The sequence below is a fragment of the Kribbella sp. VKM Ac-2568 genome (genome assembly GCF_004345365.1).
Taxonomy (GTDB): domain Bacteria; phylum Actinomycetota; class Actinomycetes; order Propionibacteriales; family Kribbellaceae; genus Kribbella; species Kribbella orskensis.
Window position 1 is genome coordinate 54546 of sequence record NZ_SLVF01000021.1, and the last position, 14519, is coordinate 69064.

Annotated in this window: 13 protein-coding genes and 3 pseudogenes; 8 read left to right on the top strand and 8 right to left on the bottom strand. The window is 67.7% G+C overall.

Annotated features, from left to right (window positions below; all coding sequences use genetic code 11):
• Positions 1-149: 149 nt before the first annotated feature.
• Positions 150-542, bottom strand: a complete 393-nt coding sequence (locus EV648_RS40060; protein WP_132301295.1) for a helix-turn-helix domain-containing protein — start codon at positions 540-542, stop codon at positions 150-152.
• 151 nt (positions 543-693) lie between these two features.
• On the opposite strand from EV648_RS40060, the gene EV648_RS40065 reads away from it, so the two are divergent.
• The 7 genes and pseudogenes from EV648_RS40065 to EV648_RS40095 all read left to right on the top strand — a co-directional run.
• On the top strand, positions 694-1539 hold the full coding sequence (locus EV648_RS40065; RefSeq protein WP_132301297.1) for an NAD(P)H-binding protein: 846 nt from the start codon (positions 694-696) through the stop codon (positions 1537-1539).
• Positions 1540-1651: 112 nt separating this feature from the next.
• Positions 1652-2521 (top strand): haloalkane dehalogenase, encoded by an 870-nt coding sequence (locus EV648_RS40070; RefSeq protein ID WP_132301299.1) that lies wholly within the window; start codon positions 1652-1654, stop codon positions 2519-2521.
• 526 nt (positions 2522-3047) lie between these two features.
• Positions 3048-3200 carry a hypothetical protein gene (locus EV648_RS40075; RefSeq protein ID WP_199235105.1) on the top strand — a complete coding sequence of 51 codons (153 nt, stop codon included), beginning with the start codon at positions 3048-3050 and terminating at the stop codon, positions 3198-3200.
• 480 nt (positions 3201-3680) lie between these two features.
• The gene (locus EV648_RS45480) at positions 3681-3815 is read left to right on the top strand and encodes a hypothetical protein (protein WP_370452773.1); all 135 of its coding nucleotides are present in this window, start codon (positions 3681-3683) and stop codon (positions 3813-3815) included.
• A gap of 85 nt (positions 3816-3900) precedes the next feature.
• The gene (locus EV648_RS40085) at positions 3901-4461 is read left to right on the top strand and encodes a PadR family transcriptional regulator (protein ID WP_132301301.1); all 561 of its coding nucleotides are present in this window, start codon (positions 3901-3903) and stop codon (positions 4459-4461) included.
• A complete protein-coding gene (locus tag EV648_RS40090) occupies positions 4458-5228 on the top strand; it encodes an SGNH/GDSL hydrolase family protein (protein WP_132301303.1) in 771 nt (256 codons plus the stop codon). Before EV648_RS40085 ends, EV648_RS40090 begins: the two co-directional genes overlap by 4 nt.
• A 157-nt stretch (positions 5229-5385) precedes the next feature.
• Positions 5386-5565: pseudogene (locus tag EV648_RS40095) on the top strand (DUF4158 domain-containing protein); the annotation flags it as partial.
• 196 nt (positions 5566-5761) lie between these two features.
• Here the strand turns inward: EV648_RS40095 and EV648_RS44585 are convergent.
• The 7 genes and pseudogenes from EV648_RS44585 to EV648_RS40125 all read right to left on the bottom strand — a co-directional run.
• A pseudogene (locus EV648_RS44585) lies at positions 5762-6148 on the bottom strand (transposase); the annotation flags it as partial.
• Between the two features lie 79 nt (positions 6149-6227).
• Positions 6228-6479: pseudogene (locus EV648_RS44590) on the bottom strand (hypothetical protein); the annotation flags it as partial.
• 120 nt (positions 6480-6599) lie between these two features.
• Entirely contained in the window at positions 6600-8417 is a 1818-nt protein-coding gene (locus EV648_RS40105; RefSeq protein ID WP_206751964.1) for a phosphatase PAP2 family protein, read from the bottom strand.
• Positions 8418-8541: 124 nt separating this feature from the next.
• Positions 8542-8658: an alpha/beta fold hydrolase gene (locus tag EV648_RS43595; RefSeq protein ID WP_199235106.1), complete on the bottom strand. Its 117-nt coding sequence runs from the start codon at positions 8656-8658 to the stop codon at positions 8542-8544.
• 14 nt (positions 8659-8672) lie between these two features.
• The gene (locus EV648_RS40115; RefSeq protein ID WP_132301307.1) at positions 8673-9368 is read right to left on the bottom strand and encodes a hemerythrin domain-containing protein; all 696 of its coding nucleotides are present in this window, start codon (positions 9366-9368) and stop codon (positions 8673-8675) included.
• A 54-nt stretch (positions 9369-9422) separates the two neighbouring features.
• On the bottom strand, positions 9423-10904 hold the full coding sequence (locus tag EV648_RS40120) for an MFS transporter (RefSeq protein WP_132301309.1): 1482 nt from the start codon (positions 10902-10904) through the stop codon (positions 9423-9425).
• A gap of 115 nt (positions 10905-11019) precedes the next feature.
• The gene (locus EV648_RS40125; protein WP_132301311.1) at positions 11020-13794 is read right to left on the bottom strand and encodes a LuxR C-terminal-related transcriptional regulator; all 2775 of its coding nucleotides are present in this window, start codon (positions 13792-13794) and stop codon (positions 11020-11022) included.
• 325 nt (positions 13795-14119) lie between these two features.
• Here EV648_RS40125 and EV648_RS40130 point away from each other — a divergent pair, with 325 nt between their 5' ends.
• Positions 14120-14347 (top strand): hypothetical protein, encoded by a 228-nt coding sequence (locus tag EV648_RS40130; protein ID WP_199235107.1) that lies wholly within the window; start codon positions 14120-14122, stop codon positions 14345-14347.
• Positions 14348-14519: the final 172 nt, after the last annotated feature.

Sequence of the window (14519 nt, forward strand, 5' to 3'; positions counted from 1 at the left end):
CACGATCGCGTTGACCGCGCAGAGCGGTCCCACCTGGATCCGCCTGCTACGCCAGCTCTCGGCGAGATCTAAATCGGCGTGGCGTGCTTCCCACGAGGGCGTCATCTCCGATCGCCCCAACGGGGGCGGACCCGGACCTCGACGATGCGTTATCTACCCGTATCGCTGTCATAGTCGTGCCGGGCCAGGTCGACCTTGGCAAGGTTGGCGGTGGCCCATTCTGCGAGATTCGCGAACAGTGGGGCGAGGCTGCGGCCGAGCTCGCTGATCTCGTACTCAACCCGGGGTGGGATCTCTGGGTGGTAGGTGCGCACGATCATGCCGTCGCGTTCGAGTTGCCGTAGCCGCTGGGTCAACACCTTCGGTGTGATCGCGGTGATCCGGCGTTCCAGCTCAACAAACCGTTGCCGGCCGTGCATATTGAGGGTCCAAAGGATTGGTGTTGTCCACCGGCTGAACACGATGTCCACGACAGGGGCGATCGGACACGCTTGTGCGGGGTCGGTCGATGAGAGTGCGGCCCAGGTCGCGCTGCGTGCCATACCGGACTCCTTGTGGATAGTCACTTTCCTGTAGGTACCTACTATACCGGTGCTGTTAGCGTCCCTCGGGTAGCAGCGGGGCCATACGGCCCGCGGCGTTCTCGCCCTCCCGGGCGTGCACAACCACACCGAACTAGCACTGGAGTTATTCATGATCGTAGTGACGGGAGCGACCGGCAACGTTGGTCGACCGCTCGTAGAGGCCCTCAAGGCGGCGGACGAGGAGGTGACAGCGGTGTCCCGGCGGATGTCGGACGCGGCCGTGCCGGAGGGTGTTCGAGACCGCCAGGCAGACCTGGCCGACCCGGAGAGTCTTCGGCCGATTTTGGATGGCGCTGACGCGATGTTCCTCCACGACGGCGGTGCCAGCGCTCACCTGTTGAGCCCACGGGACATCCTCGATGTCGCGAAAGCCAGCGGAGTCGGCCGCATCGTCCTGCTGTCCTCCATCGGAGTGGTCACCCGACCCCAGTCGGCATCCCACGGAGGCATGATGCAGTCCTTCGAGGAGGCTGTCCGGCAATCAGACATGGACTGGACGATCCTGCGACCCAGCAACTTCAACTCCAACGCATATGCCTGGATCGCGACGGTCCGTGCCCAGCGGACGATCGCCGCCCCATTCGGGGACGTCGGCGTACCGGGCATCGACCCGGCAGACATTGGCGAGGTCGCTGCGGCCGCCCTGCAGGACAGCGGTCATGCTGGGCAGATCTACGAATTGACCGGGCCTGCCCTCACCACGCCGCGGCAACGAGCCGAAGCGATCAGCGAGGCTCTCGGCGAACCGATCCAGTTCATCGAACAGACACGCGACCAGGCCCGCACGCAGATGCTGCAGTTCATGCCAGAGGCCGTCATCGAGACGACCCTCGATGTCTGGGGTGCTCCCAACGCCGCCGAGCAGCGGATCAGCCCCGACGTCGAGCAGGTCCTCGGCCGCGCACCCCGCACTTTCGCTGACTGGGCGAAGCGCAACGTCGCGGCCTTCCGCTGAGCAAGCGCTGCCGGGCGTCGGCTCGGGCCGACAGATTCCTGACCGAGTGATGCCCCTCCACGGCTGATGTGTTGCGCTCGGCAGTTTCTACCTTCCATTTGAGAGGCCTGTCATGCCCACCGAACACGTTCTGGATTCGACGATCTTCTACCGAGAGGTCGGCACCGGAGTGCCGATCGTCTTCCTGCACGGCAACCCCACATCCTCCTACCTGTGGCGCAACATCATGCCGGCGGTCGGCGACCCCGGGCGGCTCCTTGCACCAGACCTGATCGGCATGGGCGACTCCGGAAAACCGGACATCGAATACACGTTCGCTGACCACGCCCGGTATCTCGACGCCTGGTTCGACGCCCTCGGCCTCGACAGCGTGGTACTGATCGGCCACGACTGGGGCGGCGCCTTGGCCTTCGACTGGGCCGCCCGCCATCCCGGACGAGTCCGAGGCGTCGCATTCACCGAGACGATCGTGAAGCCGATGACCTGGCAGGAGTTTCCCGAAGGCGGCCGCGAGCTGTTCCAAGCGCTCAAGACCGTTGGCGTCGGCGAGGCCATGATTCTTCACGACAACCTGTTCATCGAACAGGTCCTGCCCGGCAGCATCGACAGCGGCCTCAGCGAGAAAGACCTCGATGCCTACCGCAAGCCCTACCCTACTCGCGAAAGCCGTCAACCGATTCTGCAATGGGCGCGCGCGATGCCGCTGGGAGGGGAGCCAGCCGAGGTCGTTGCCCGGATCGAACGTTATGACGAGTGGCTGGCACAAAGCGCCGACGTGCCCAAGCTTCTACTCACCTTCGACCCGGGCGCGATGCTGACTCCAGAGCTGATCGACTGGTGCCTCACCAACATGGCCAATCTCGAGATCGAAAAGTGCGGAGCCGGAGGCCATCACACGCCTGAGGACCAGCCAGACGCGATCGCCGCCGCCATCTCCGCCTGGTTGGACAGGCACAACCTGCGATCAGCCGACGTAGGCTGACCTGCAATCCATAAGGGGCGTGAGCCGAACGTCTCCGTTGGCCGACGCACAGCGCAGGAGTGGTCGCAAGGATGCTGATTGCGTCAATCGCTGACGAAGTCTTCGCCGGGTGCGATGCCTGCTCGCACGCGGCGATGAGGCAGTGGCCAATCCGGCCTGGCCGTCGCCGACGATTGCCACGCCGCCACTCGTATGGCCTGTCGCGTGCAGTAGGTCCAGCCGGCCGGCTTCCATCCAGAGCCAACCGACGGGAGCTGGTCGGACCGCAGCGGACCGCTGTTCGGGGCGTGTGTATCCGGTGGTCGGCGCTGCGCGCGGAAGGGCAGCGACGGCGATTACCCGCCTCGAGATTGGGGATCGACCCGGAGGCTGGTGTCCGATTTTCAACCGACGTGGAGTTCAAGCGACTCTCCCCTGGCGGCCATCGGGCTCGCCGTCATCGGTTTGATGGCCCGAGGCGCTGGGCCAGCCGGTCCGGTTCGTCGACCAGACCCGTGAGGAGGCTCGCACGCAGATGGTGCGATTCATGCCCGAGCCGGTGGTCGACGGGACCCTGGCCATCCTCGGCGAACCTACCCCGGCAGAGCAGCGGATCAGCCCGCACACGGAGCAGATCCTGGGCCGCGCACCGCGCACCTTCGACGACTGGGCCCGGCGCCACATTCACGCGTTCCGGTAAGGACATGCTTCGCCTCGCTGGTCCGCCGGCCAGCGAGGCGAGGTAGACGCATTCGAGCGCAGCCTTGCTGCCGGCAGCTTCACCTGACACATCCACCGGTCAGCGTTACGAATCTTGCGGGCCCTCAGGTGCTTGCGATCGTGCTGGCCTCAGGCGGCGTTTCCGGGCATGTTGCGGTGGAGTAGTCAGCGGTCGGCCGCGCGGAGCAGATGGCTGGAACGAGCTCGTCCCGGACGAAGTCCTCGATCCGGCACCGCGCCGCGGTCGCGGGGTACGGCGCGGTGTCCGGCGCTCGCCCATCACTGTGGCCAATGCCCAGGTCTCGTTAAACAAGGTCGCACAGCTGCGGCCGGCGCCCAGTACCCAGTACCCGGTACCCAGTTCCTGTTCTCGTTCAGCGCCCGCCAGCTCTCAATGTCGTGGACGACGGCTGTCCGGCTCAGCGGTGTGGCATCGCCGCCCTCGGCCATCGGTTGGAGCGTGGCGACGGTGCAGCAGCCCGAGCGAGATCGCCCGCAGTTGCAGGCCACTGCGGCCACTCCGGCGGTAGTTCATCTGGTCGTCGTACCGGTCCTGAGCGGCTACGTAGTCAGCCACCTCTGCCATTTGTTGTGACAAGTAAAGAAATCGGCCCGCTTGACGGACGTCGATATCCCTAGTCATAGTCATGACTAGTCAATTTCTTGGGTAGGGAACGCTCATGGGTCTTCGGCACGCAGTGCTGGCAGCGTTGTGCGACGAGGAGTACAGCGGCTACCAGCTGGCCAAGGCCTTCGATGTCGGGGTGGCGAACTTCTGGTCCGCCTCACCACAGCAGCTGTACTCCGAGCTGACCCGGCTCGAGCAGGCCGGGTTGATCAGCGGCCGCGAGGTGGTCCAACTAGACCGGCCGAACAAGCGGGTGTTCACCGTGACGCCGGCCGGGCTCGAGGAGCTGGCGAAGTTCGCGGCGGCGGATTCCAAGCCGCTGTCGTTCCGCGACGACCTGCTGGTCAAGATCCAGGTGATCGACCAGCTCGATCCGGAACCGGTGATAGCCCAGCTCGAGGAGCGGGCCGCGGAGGCGTCAGCCAAACTCGAACTCTTCGGCCAGATCCTGCTCCGGCTGCGCGGCGACCTCGACGAGCAGACCTTTCTGCGGCGGGGTGAGCAGATCGGGCCTTACCTGACCTGCCTGGGCGGCATCCGGTTCCAGCAGGTCGTGCGCGACTGGTCGACCACGACCGCCGAAGTGCTACGCCAACGGAGGGGAACGTCATGACTTACCAGCGCTATGTTGCCTTGGGCGACAGCCAGACGGAGGGGCTCGGCGACTGGGACGGGAGCGCCGGCTATCGGGGTTGGGCCGACCGGCTGGCCGATCAGCTGGCTGAGGCGAACCCGGGCCTGCAGTACGCCAATCTCGCGATCCGTGGCCTCGGAACCGCCAAGATCCGGGCTGGGCAACTGGAGCCGGCCCTGGCCCTGGAGCCCGACATCGCAACCGTGTTGGGCGGGATGAACGACCTGATCCGGCCGGGCTTCCGCGCTGCCGAGGTCGTCGCGGACCTCGAGGAGATCTTCGCAGCTCTCACGGCCGCCGGTGCGGTGGTCGCCACGGTCACGCTGCCTGACATCGGGAAGATCGCGCCGCTCGCCAAGCGCCTGCGACCCCGCGTGATCGAGTTCAACGCCCGGATCACAGCCGCCGCGGACAGGCACGGCGTACTGGTGGCCGACACCTACCCGCACGCGTTCGCCACCGACCCGAGAATGTGGAGCACGGATCGTCTGCACGCCAGCCCACTTGGTCATGCCCGTATCGCCGCCGCGATGAGCCACCTGTTCGGTCTGCCTGGCAGCGACGACGCCTGGACCCTCCCGCTGGAACCCCAAGCCCGCCCGACACCCTGGCAAGCCACCCGCACCGAGCTCGCCTGGATAGCCTCCTTCGTCACCCCCTGGGCCTACCGTCGCCTTCGAGGTCGCTCCACCGCCGACGGCCGGACCGCCAAACGCCCGCACCTGACCCCGGTCACCCTCCCCTGACACTCACAGGCGGGAGCCTCGTCAGGTGAGGATCCGCCAGGGGGTTGGCGGTGAGTCGGCGAAGAAGCGCAGGATGCCGGGGTTGAGTGGCAGCGGTACAGCCGTTGGCGCTAATCTCCAGATTCGCTGGTCAACCGCCTGACGCTACGGTTTCGCCGTGCCGGTGGAGTTCTTGACTGATGAGCAGGCCGAGTCGTACGGGGCATTCCACCTGGAGCCGAGCCGTCCGAAGCTGGAGCGGTTCTTCTTCCTCGACGACGAGGACCGCCGGTTGATCGGCAAACGCCGTTGTGATCACTCGCGGCTGGGGTTCGCGTTGCAAGTTTGCATGGTCCGCCACAGTTGGGTAGGTAATCGGGTCGGCGGATCTTGGAGTCGACGGCGAAGTGCCGCTTGGGCTTGGCGTGCTTGTTGCGCCAGCGGACGCAGCCGGCGATCGCGTTCTCCTGAGCAGCGTGGCTGGGGTAGTCGCTGCCGTCGAGGGTAAAGGAGCGCAGCGCGGTGAATTCGCACTCGATCCAGTTCAGCCACGACGCGTTGCTCGGGGTGAACACCAGCTCTATGCCGTTGGTCCGGCACCAATTGGTGACCTCGGCCTTCTTGTGCGGCGAGTAGTTGTCGCACACGACGTACAGCTTCCCGCCCGGGAACCGGGCGCGGAGTTGTTTGAGGAACGCGAGGAACTCGGTGAAGCGTTTGCGGTCGCGGAACCGGTAGAACATCTGCCCGGTGGCCAGATCCAGCGCGGCGAACATGTGCCGCACCCCGCCGGTCCGGTTGTAGGTGGCGCGCAGCCGGGCCGGGCGTCGGGTGGGGAACCACCCCCGGCCGGGCCTGGGCTGGAGGTTCAACGGGCCGAACTCGTCGGCGCAGATCACCCGGGGCGTCGGCCGGTGGATGGTCGTAGAGATCGAGGACACGGGCCATCTTCGCCGCGAAGTCCGGGTCCCGGCTGGCCTTCCAGGTCTTGGTCGCCTGCCACCTGATGCCGGCCTTGCGCAGGATCTGACGCACCGACTCGACGCTGATGGCGATGCGCTTGTGCTCGGCCAGGTACTCGACCAGCTTCGCGAGGCTCCACGTCGTGAACGGCCGACCCAGCTTGTACGGCGGGGTCTTGGCGACCCGGCAGACCGTCTCACGAACCGGGGGGCGGGGGTCGACACGCGTCGTAGATGCAGAGAAGTGCCTAACCTGCAAGGGATTCTGGGTGTGTCTAAGACTCAGAATGGCCGAAGCGGGAAGGCGCATTGCAGGTGCAGAGTACGACGACGCGTCCGGTGGCCACGGTGACGGCCAATGGGCGGGGTGTCGCCAACTGATAGGCGCAATCGTGGCGTCGCGAGGCGCTGCCAAGTGCCGGTCGGTGGCTCAGGCAGCTGCCGCGTGTGCCGTCAGCCATGATCTGGTGGTGTCGTATGCGTCACGGATGAGTTGTCTGCTGCTGCGGAAGTCCATCGGGCTCACGCTCGCGGTCACCGGTGACGGAAGAAGGTGGACCTGGCCGCGGGCCATGGCGACATCGTCGGCAGTGATCCGGCTGAGCATCTGTCGGGTCGCCAGGAACGCGTTGTTCACCGCCCCTTGGGCGGGCCGGGTCGGGCCGGCCGACCCCATCGGCAGCACGTAGCTGGTTGTGGCGCCCGATTCTTCGGCCTGCAGGATCGGTGTGTCGGCGGCCACGCCGCCGTCGATGAGCCACCGTCCGCCGAGTTCGACCGGCGGGAAGATGCCGGGTAGCGCAGCACTGGCGAGCAGTGCGGGTAGAGCGGGACCGGTCGACAGCACGGCCGGATGGCCAGTGGCGGCGTCGGTGGTGACGACGCGGACCGGGATCACCGCGTCCTCGAGGCGGCTGATGACAATGTGCCTGGCCAGCAGGGCGCGCAGGCGATCGGGCGGGACCAGGCCGCTGCGGCGTCCGGTCAGTCCGTGGACCAGGTGGCGCGGGCTGAATGGGAAGATGTCGCTGCGCCGGATCCGCGCCCAGAGCTCCTGGAGTTCGTCGAGTCCGGCTTCGGTCGGATTCTGCGCGAAGGCCACAGCGTTGAGGGCGCCGGCGGAGGATCCGACCACCAGGTCGGGGCGGATCCCTGCCTCGAGCAGTGCATGCAGCATCCCGACCTGGCCGGCGGCCAGGCTGCCGCCCCCCTGCAGAACGAACGCCACGGTCGGGACCGGCAGCTGGCCGCCTCGGATGAGCGCAGTCTCCGCCATCAAGCTCTCGTTCATCACAGCTCCGATCTCGACGATCTCGCCGGCTGGCTCGTGGCCCAGAGGCACTGCGGTCATCTGCCCGCCGGGACCGAGCGGCCCGCCGCTCGTGTGCAGAAAGGTCGCGTCGGGTGCGCCGGTCTGCACAGATTTCATCGTCGGCGTGGTGAGACTCTCTTTCTGAAGTGGTTCGATGCCGCGCCACCGATATCTGGCGCTGGCCAGCAGCAGGCAGCAGGTGAGCAGGGTGAGTGCGACCAGGCCGTCGAGCCAGTAGTGGTTGGCGGTCAGGATGACGACGGCGAAGGTGATGACCGGGTGGGCGAGCCATAGCCAGCGCCACTTGCTGCGGGTGACCGTGATCGTCACGATCGCTATCAGCGCGGCCCAGCCGACGTGCAGGCTCGGCATCGCGGCGAACTGGTTGGCCATCCCGCTGTCGCTGTTCGGCCCGTACACCGACTGGCCGAACTTGATCCCGGTGTCGACCCAGCCCAGTTGCGGCAGCATCCGCGGCGGTGCCAGCGGGAACACTGTGTGCCCGACCAGGGCCAGCCCGGTGAGCGCCATCAGCGTCGACCTCACGCCTTTGTAGGCCGCCGGTCTCCGTATCGACAGCCAGATCAGGACTGCCGCGGTGAGCGGGAAATGCACCCAGGCGTAGAACGTGTTCGCGGCCTGCGCCGTGTGCGGGACCTGCAGGAAGGCGTGTTGCAGGTGGGCCTCGTTCGGCAGTCCCAGTGCGCGTTCCCAGCCGATCAGCCGGTGTGCGTTGTCGAGCGCCGCGGCGCTGTGGGCGGCGGCGTAGATCCGCCCGATGCTGTAGACGACGTACATCGACCCGAGCAGTAGCAGCTCACGCACCACTTGCCACACCGCGGGTGGCACCGGGCGTCGGCCACGCGCGGCCGGATTCTGCTCGGCCGCGGCTCCGAGCCCGGTGGTGCCAGGTGCGCCGGTCTGCACCGACTTCATCGTTGGCATGGAGAGACTGGCTTTCCGAGGTGGTTGTGGTCAGCGTCGGCGCGCATCGCATGTCGGCGCGCGCCGAGCGGAAGCACGGGCGCCACGCACCTGTGGTCGGCGGCGAGGTCTGCGATCACGTCGCCCACAGCGACGCGTCCATCATGAGCCCGTGCAGCAATACGACGGCGGGTCTGTGATCGCCGGTGTCCTCGTACTGGATCGTCCCGGCCGACAGTTCAAGCTCGCGCATGTTCCTCTCCATCCTCACCGGTCACCGTTCGGCAGCGATTCGGCCGAGCCGGCTGGGGTGGTGTCCCATCGCGGGGTGCGGTGGTATTTCGGCGCCCAGACAAGGTGGTAGAGGAGCCGGGCTGGTGCCGGGAGCTGTCGGAGGACTCTGGCCCGAGCGGTCGGGGGTGCGTCATCGAGCACCCACGGGAGGTACTCCGCGCCGCCACGGAGGCCACCTTGCGTCTTTCGGATGTCTTGGCCGAACTCGGCCCACCCGGCTGGACCGAGATACCTCGCGATCAACGGCAGTGCTTCGTTCTCCTCGTGCCGCATGTGGGCGGCCAGGGCCGCGGCCAGGGTGTGGATGCTGTCGGCCAGGCCGGTCTCGTCGCGGGCGGCGATCGCTGCGTCGACGCGTTCGAGCTGTGGGTCGATCTGGCCGTGCTCTGCTTCCATCGCGTTGAGGATGGCCGTTTCCGCCGGCGCGGAGACCGCCGCGCGCAGCTTCGGCCAGAGCGAGATGTCTTCGGTGGTGTGGTGGATGTGCAGTTGCTTGGTGAACATCGCCCAATCGGCCAGCGTGCCGGGGGTGAGGGCTTGGCCGCGTTCGCATGCGGATGCCATGCGCTGCAGGTCGCGCGTGAACGCGTCGTGCGCGATGTGCATCATGGTGAAGTCGACGTCGCCGCTGTGCGGGGTCCGTTGATGCCAGGCATCGACGTTGGGCATCTTGTCTCCTCTAGGTGGTCGGTGGCGGGGACGGCTGCGTGTGCAGCGGCTAGGTCAAGCGGCTTGGGCCACCGGCTCGAGCGGGGCCTCTGGCTCCGGGTTGGGTTCCTCTGTCTCGCCGCGGGTGTTGCTGGTGCGCAGTGCGATGATCGCGGCGGCGGCCACGAAGATGCTGCCGGCCAGCAGTGCGCGGTGGAAGCCCGAGGTGAGCGCGTCGGCCACCGGTGTGCGCTGGTCGAGCAGGTGGTTGGTGCGCGACGTGGCGATCGCCGAGAGGATCGCGAGCCCGAGCGCGCCGCCGACCTGCTGGGAGGCGTTGAGAAGCGCGGCGGCGAGTCCGGCCTTGTCGGCGGAGACACCGGCGTTCGCGGCCGTGGTGATGGCGACGAACACGGCACCGAGGCCGATCGACACGACCATCAGACCGGGGAGCAGGTCGGCAAGGTACGAGCCGTCGACGGGCAGGCGCGAGAGCAGGTACAGACCGCCGGCCGCGACTATCGAACCAACGAAGGCCACCGGTCGCGTGCCGATACGGGCGAGCAACTGCGAGGAGATGCCCGCCGACACGGCGACACCGGCAGTGAGCGGGAGGTAGGCGGCGCCGGTCTCGAGCGGGGAGTAGCCCAGCACGTTCTGCATGTACAGGGTGAGGAAGAAGAACATAGACAGGAATCCCGCGAGAGCGATCAACTGGGTAACGTTGGCGGCCGCGAGGCCTCGTACGCGGAAGATCGACAGCGGTACGAGCGGGTTCTTGCTGCGCTGCTCGTTGACGACGAACGCGACCAACAGCGCAAAGGCCCCGGCGAGCTCGCCGATCGTACGGCCCGAGTCCCAGCCCTGGTCGGGTGCCTTCACCAGCGCGTACACGAGGAGGAGAGTCCCGCCGGTAGCGAGGGCCGTACCGACGATGTCGAAGTTGACGAGCGGCGCACGGCGTCGTTCACCGGGGAGCAGCCAGAAGATCGCACCCAGGAGGAGCACGGCGATCGGCGGGTTGACGAACAGCACCCACCGCCAGCCGGGTCCTTCGGTCAGCACGCCACCGAGGAACACACCTACGGCCGAGGCGAGGCCGGCCACGCCACCCCACACACCGAGCGCCGTGTTGCGGTCCTTGCCCTCCTGGAACAGCGTCGTCAAGAGCGAAAGCGCGGCCGGCAGCATCATCGCGGCGCCGAGTCCCTGCGCGAGGCGGGCACCGACCAGGACCTCGGCGCTGCCGGCGAACCCGCCGACAAATGACGAGATCGCGAACAGTGTCGTACCGGCGACGAGAACGCGACGGCGGCCCAGCAGATCGGCGGCCCGCCCGCCCAGGAGCATGAAGCCGCCGTAGGTGAGCAGGTAGCCGCTGAGCACCCACTGCAGGTTCTGCACCGAGAAGTCGAGATTGTCCCTGATCTCGGGCAGCGCAACGTTGACGATCGACGCGTCGATGAAGTCGAGGAAGGCGACCGCGGCCAGCAGAGCCAGTGTGAGCTTGCCTCGGCGGGTCGCGAGAAAGGAAGGTTCAACGGTTGTTGCAGTCATGCCGAGGACGGTAGGAGCCGACTCCGGCCGCGAACGTCACCCGAAGGTGCTCGTGGGGTGGAATCTTTCGGGGCCGACGGGGCACGACGGTGCCAACCCGGCAGAGCGTACGCGCCTAGTCGATCAGCCCGAGCTGCCGTCCGCGGGTCACGGCCGCCGTACGGTTGGAGGCCCCCAGCTTGTCGAGGATGTGACTGACGTGCTTCTTCACGGTGTCCAGGGTGATAACCAGCTCGTCGGCGATGCGCCGGTTGGACCTGCCGGCGGCCATCAGGCCGAGGACCTCCACCTCGCGAGCGGTCAGCGACCCGATCAGCCCCGGGATCGCCGCGGCGGCCCGCCCGGAGGCCGGCTCGGTGTCGTTCTCGTCGAACGCACGCAACAGCCGAGCCAGGTAGTCGAGCGGGACGGCGCGGGCCACGGCGTGTTCACTCCGCTGCGCCGCGACCAGCCGGTCGAGCAAGTCCCGCATGGGCGCGCCCTCGTCGACGAAAACCCGAACGTAGCCTTCGGACCCGCCCAAGGTGAGCGCCTCGGCCAGCGCGTCCACCGCGGCGGCGTCGCCCTGAGCAGCGAAAGCCAGGGCCCGCAACGCGCGCAGCTCGATGACGCTCGCGATCCGGCGTTGAGCCTTCGCCACGGCGAGGAGCCGATCCAGTAGCGGGAGGGCCTGGTCGGCGAGGTCCTTCGCGAGCAGGACGCGCGCTAGTACGAGATGTCCGAGCTCCTTGGGGTAGTCCGGCTCGTCAACGGCGTCGAGACCGCGCTCGCGCGTCCAGCGCTCGGCCGCGGCGACGTCGCCCTGCGCCAGCAGCAGCCGCGCCCGGTGCGCCGGGACCGGGTTGAGCAGATCCGCCACCGCGGGGCCCGGTGACACCCCCTCAGCCTCGCCCATCGCCTCCAGAGCGCCGTCCGTATCGCCGTCGGCCTGTCGGATCCAGGCCAACGTCGCGAGGGCGGTCGCCAGCGGCGGTGTGTACGTGAACTGCCGGCACAGCGCGATGCCGTCGGTGATAAAGCGTCGAGCCGTATCGAGGTCGTTGCGCTGGTAAGCCACCTCGGCCAGTCCGGCGTACGCGATGCCGGCCGCGGGCAGGGTTGGCCGGCCGGTCACTTCAGTGACGGCTAACGTCTGCCGGTAGGTTTCCTGCGCGGCGTCCAGTCGACCCAGTGCCCGCTGAACCTGGGCCAGGTGGTGGCTCCCCCAGCCGACCTGGTTGCGGTGCCCGGCCGACCGCCACTGGTCGATGCTCGCCGACAGCGCGCGTTCGGCGTCCTCCAGTCGGCCTCGGAGCCAGTCGGCCGTGGCCAGATGCCCCTGGGTGATGAACCCCAGCATCGACTCGTCCCGACCGACCTCGGCCTGGGCCTGCGAGGCGTACGCGGCCGTGGCCTCGGCGTCACCGCGGAGCTCGGCGAGATAGGCACGGAAGATCGCGATGGTCGCGGGGACATTCACCAGCAGGCTCGCGGCCTTGCCCGCCGACGGCTCGTACGGCTCGTCGGCCGGACCCGCGGATGCGGCCTCCGCGGCATCCAGCAACCCGTCGACCGCCCCCACGTGGCCGCTGGCATCCGCCATCGCCGCCTGTGCCAGCAGCAGCCGGGGGCGGGACCGAATCAGCTGATCGGGGAGCGCCGCGAGCCACCGTTGCACGGTGACGCCCTCGCCCCGCAGATAGAACAGTGCGTCGAAGTGCTGCTCGATGAGCCGAGCCGCCCAGGTCATCTCCCCAGCGGCCACCGCGTGGCGTACGGCTTCGTCGGCCAGACCGTGCTGCTCATGCCAGCCAGCCGCGTTTCGATGCAGCGCCGCGACCCGCTCGGGCTGCTCCTGCCGCTGGCGGGCCCGGAGCAGGTCGGCGAACAGGTGGTGGTAGCGCCACCAGCCGCGTACCTCGTCCAGGGGTACTAAGAACAAGCCGGCGGCTTCGACCCTCTCAAGCATCGCCTGGCCATCGGTTCGGCCGGTGACCGCATCGCACAGTTCGCCGGACAGCCGCTCCAGAACCGAGGTCTCCAGCAGGAACGCTCGTACCTGTTCCGATTGGCGTTCCAGCACTTCCTCGCCCAGGTAGTCCAGCACGTAGCGGTGGCTCCCGCTGAACGTCGTGACGAAGCCGGTGACGTCGGCCTGGCCTCGAAGCGATAGGGCCGCCAGATGGAGTCCGGCCGCCCACCCCTCGGTCCGTGCCGACAGTGCCGCCACAGCGGACTCGGGCAACTCGGAACCCACCGTCTCGAGGAGCAGGGCCGCGGCCTCCTCGGCGGTGAAGTGCAGGTCGGCGACGCGCACCTCGGCGAGCTGCCCGCGGGCTCGCAGCCGCGCGAGGGCCAGCGGTGGGTCGGCCCGGCTGGCCAGCACCAGGTGAAATCCCGGAGGCAGATGCTCGAGCAGGAACATCAGTGACGCATGCACCGGCGCCGAGTCGATCAGGTGGTAGTCGTCGAGGACCAGCAGCAGCTCGTCATCGGCGGGCTGCGCGACCAGCTCGTTGATCAGCGCCGACACCAGCCCCTCGAAGGAGGTTGGGGGTGGTTCGAGGAGCGGCATGAGCCGCTCTGCGACCCCGGGACGCGCCTGGTCCAGGGCTGCGGCGGCATGGCGCCAGAATCTCGCGGGGTCGCTGTCGCCGGCGTCGAGCGACAGCCAGGCGACCGGCCGCCGATCGCGTCGGATCCAGTCCGCCAGCAGGGCCGTCTTGCCGAATCCAGCCGGAGCGCAGACCAGCACGAGGCCGCGGGTGAGGGCGTCGTCAAGGCTGGCCAGCAACCGCGGTCGCGGAACGAAGCCGGGCTGCGGGCGGGGCGGATGCAGCTTGGTGGCCAGCAGGATGTCTCGCTCGTACGCGGCGGCCTCGGACGAGTTCGCCGCGGGACGCTTCGTCATCGGTGACCTACCGCTCGCTGCACCCAGGATCCCCTATCGCCATGATCCTAACGACCGGGCCAACCGCTGGACTGAGCTGCGCCCGCTCCCATGCCAGATTCTGCCAGCTGCGGACCACGGAAGATTCCACCCCCAACGCACCTTTGGGTGATGCCTCGACCCCACGGGTCTTCGTAACGTGCCGGCTGTCGAAGACGCTCACCGACGGGGGGCCCAAATTGACAGCAGTCAGCCTCGCCCACAGTCCCGAACCATCCAACACAAAGACGCTCAACTCGCGGCGCCGATCCGTGGGCCCGGCTGTCCAGAAAGCGGGCGATCGGAAATGAGCGACGTGGAATCCCCCATCGGCTACGAGATCCGTATCGAGGGTGTCCTCGACCCGAGCTGGTTCGAGGACCTCAACGTCAGGAGCGATGACAGGCAGACAGTCATCTTGGGTAGATTCGCCGATCAGTCGGCGCTGCACGGGCTGCTGGCCAGGATCCGAGACCTGGGGGTCCGCCTGATCAGTGTGCGTCGCGTAGACCCAGAGGAAGACCGAACTCAGTAGGGAGGAACGGGCCAATGACAGAGTCTGTAGCGCGCGCCACGGTACGACGCGAACCGGGTACCCCGCATCGGCCCGATAGCCAAGATCATGACCTGTCCCTTCTCTGTGATGATGGGTCCCCGACATCCTCGTCTGAAGCTCAGATTATACGAACTTCGTAGCATCCTGATGC

Excerpts from the sequence above, each read along its gene's own strand:
- EV648_RS40070 (WP_132301299.1), top strand. The coding sequence starts at position 1,652 with ATGCCCACCGAACACGTTCTGGATTCGACGATCTTCTACCGAGAGGTC.
- EV648_RS40115 (WP_132301307.1), bottom strand. The coding sequence starts at position 9,368 with ATGCCCAACGTCGATGCCTGGCATCAACGGACCCCGCACAGCGGCGAC.
- EV648_RS40065 (WP_132301297.1), top strand. The coding sequence starts at position 694 with ATGATCGTAGTGACGGGAGCGACCGGCAACGTTGGTCGACCGCTCGTA.
- EV648_RS40060 (WP_132301295.1), bottom strand. The coding sequence starts at position 542 with ATGGCACGCAGCGCGACCTGGGCCGCACTCTCATCGACCGACCCCGCA.
- EV648_RS40105 (WP_206751964.1), bottom strand. The coding sequence starts at position 8,417 with ATGAAGTCGGTGCAGACCGGCGCACCTGGCACCACCGGGCTCGGAGCC.
- EV648_RS40125 (WP_132301311.1), bottom strand. The coding sequence starts at position 13,794 with ATGACGAAGCGTCCCGCGGCGAACTCGTCCGAGGCCGCCGCGTACGAG.
- EV648_RS40120 (WP_132301309.1), bottom strand. The coding sequence starts at position 10,904 with ATGACTGCAACAACCGTTGAACCTTCCTTTCTCGCGACCCGCCGAGGC.
- EV648_RS40090 (WP_132301303.1), top strand. The coding sequence starts at position 4,458 with ATGACTTACCAGCGCTATGTTGCCTTGGGCGACAGCCAGACGGAGGGG.
- EV648_RS40130 (WP_199235107.1), top strand. The coding sequence starts at position 14,120 with ATGAGCGACGTGGAATCCCCCATCGGCTACGAGATCCGTATCGAGGGT.
- EV648_RS40075 (WP_199235105.1), top strand. The coding sequence starts at position 3,048 with ATGCCCGAGCCGGTGGTCGACGGGACCCTGGCCATCCTCGGCGAACCT.
- EV648_RS43595 (WP_199235106.1), bottom strand. The coding sequence starts at position 8,658 with ATGCGCGAGCTTGAACTGTCGGCCGGGACGATCCAGTACGAGGACACC.
- EV648_RS40085 (WP_132301301.1), top strand. The coding sequence starts at position 3,901 with ATGGGTCTTCGGCACGCAGTGCTGGCAGCGTTGTGCGACGAGGAGTAC.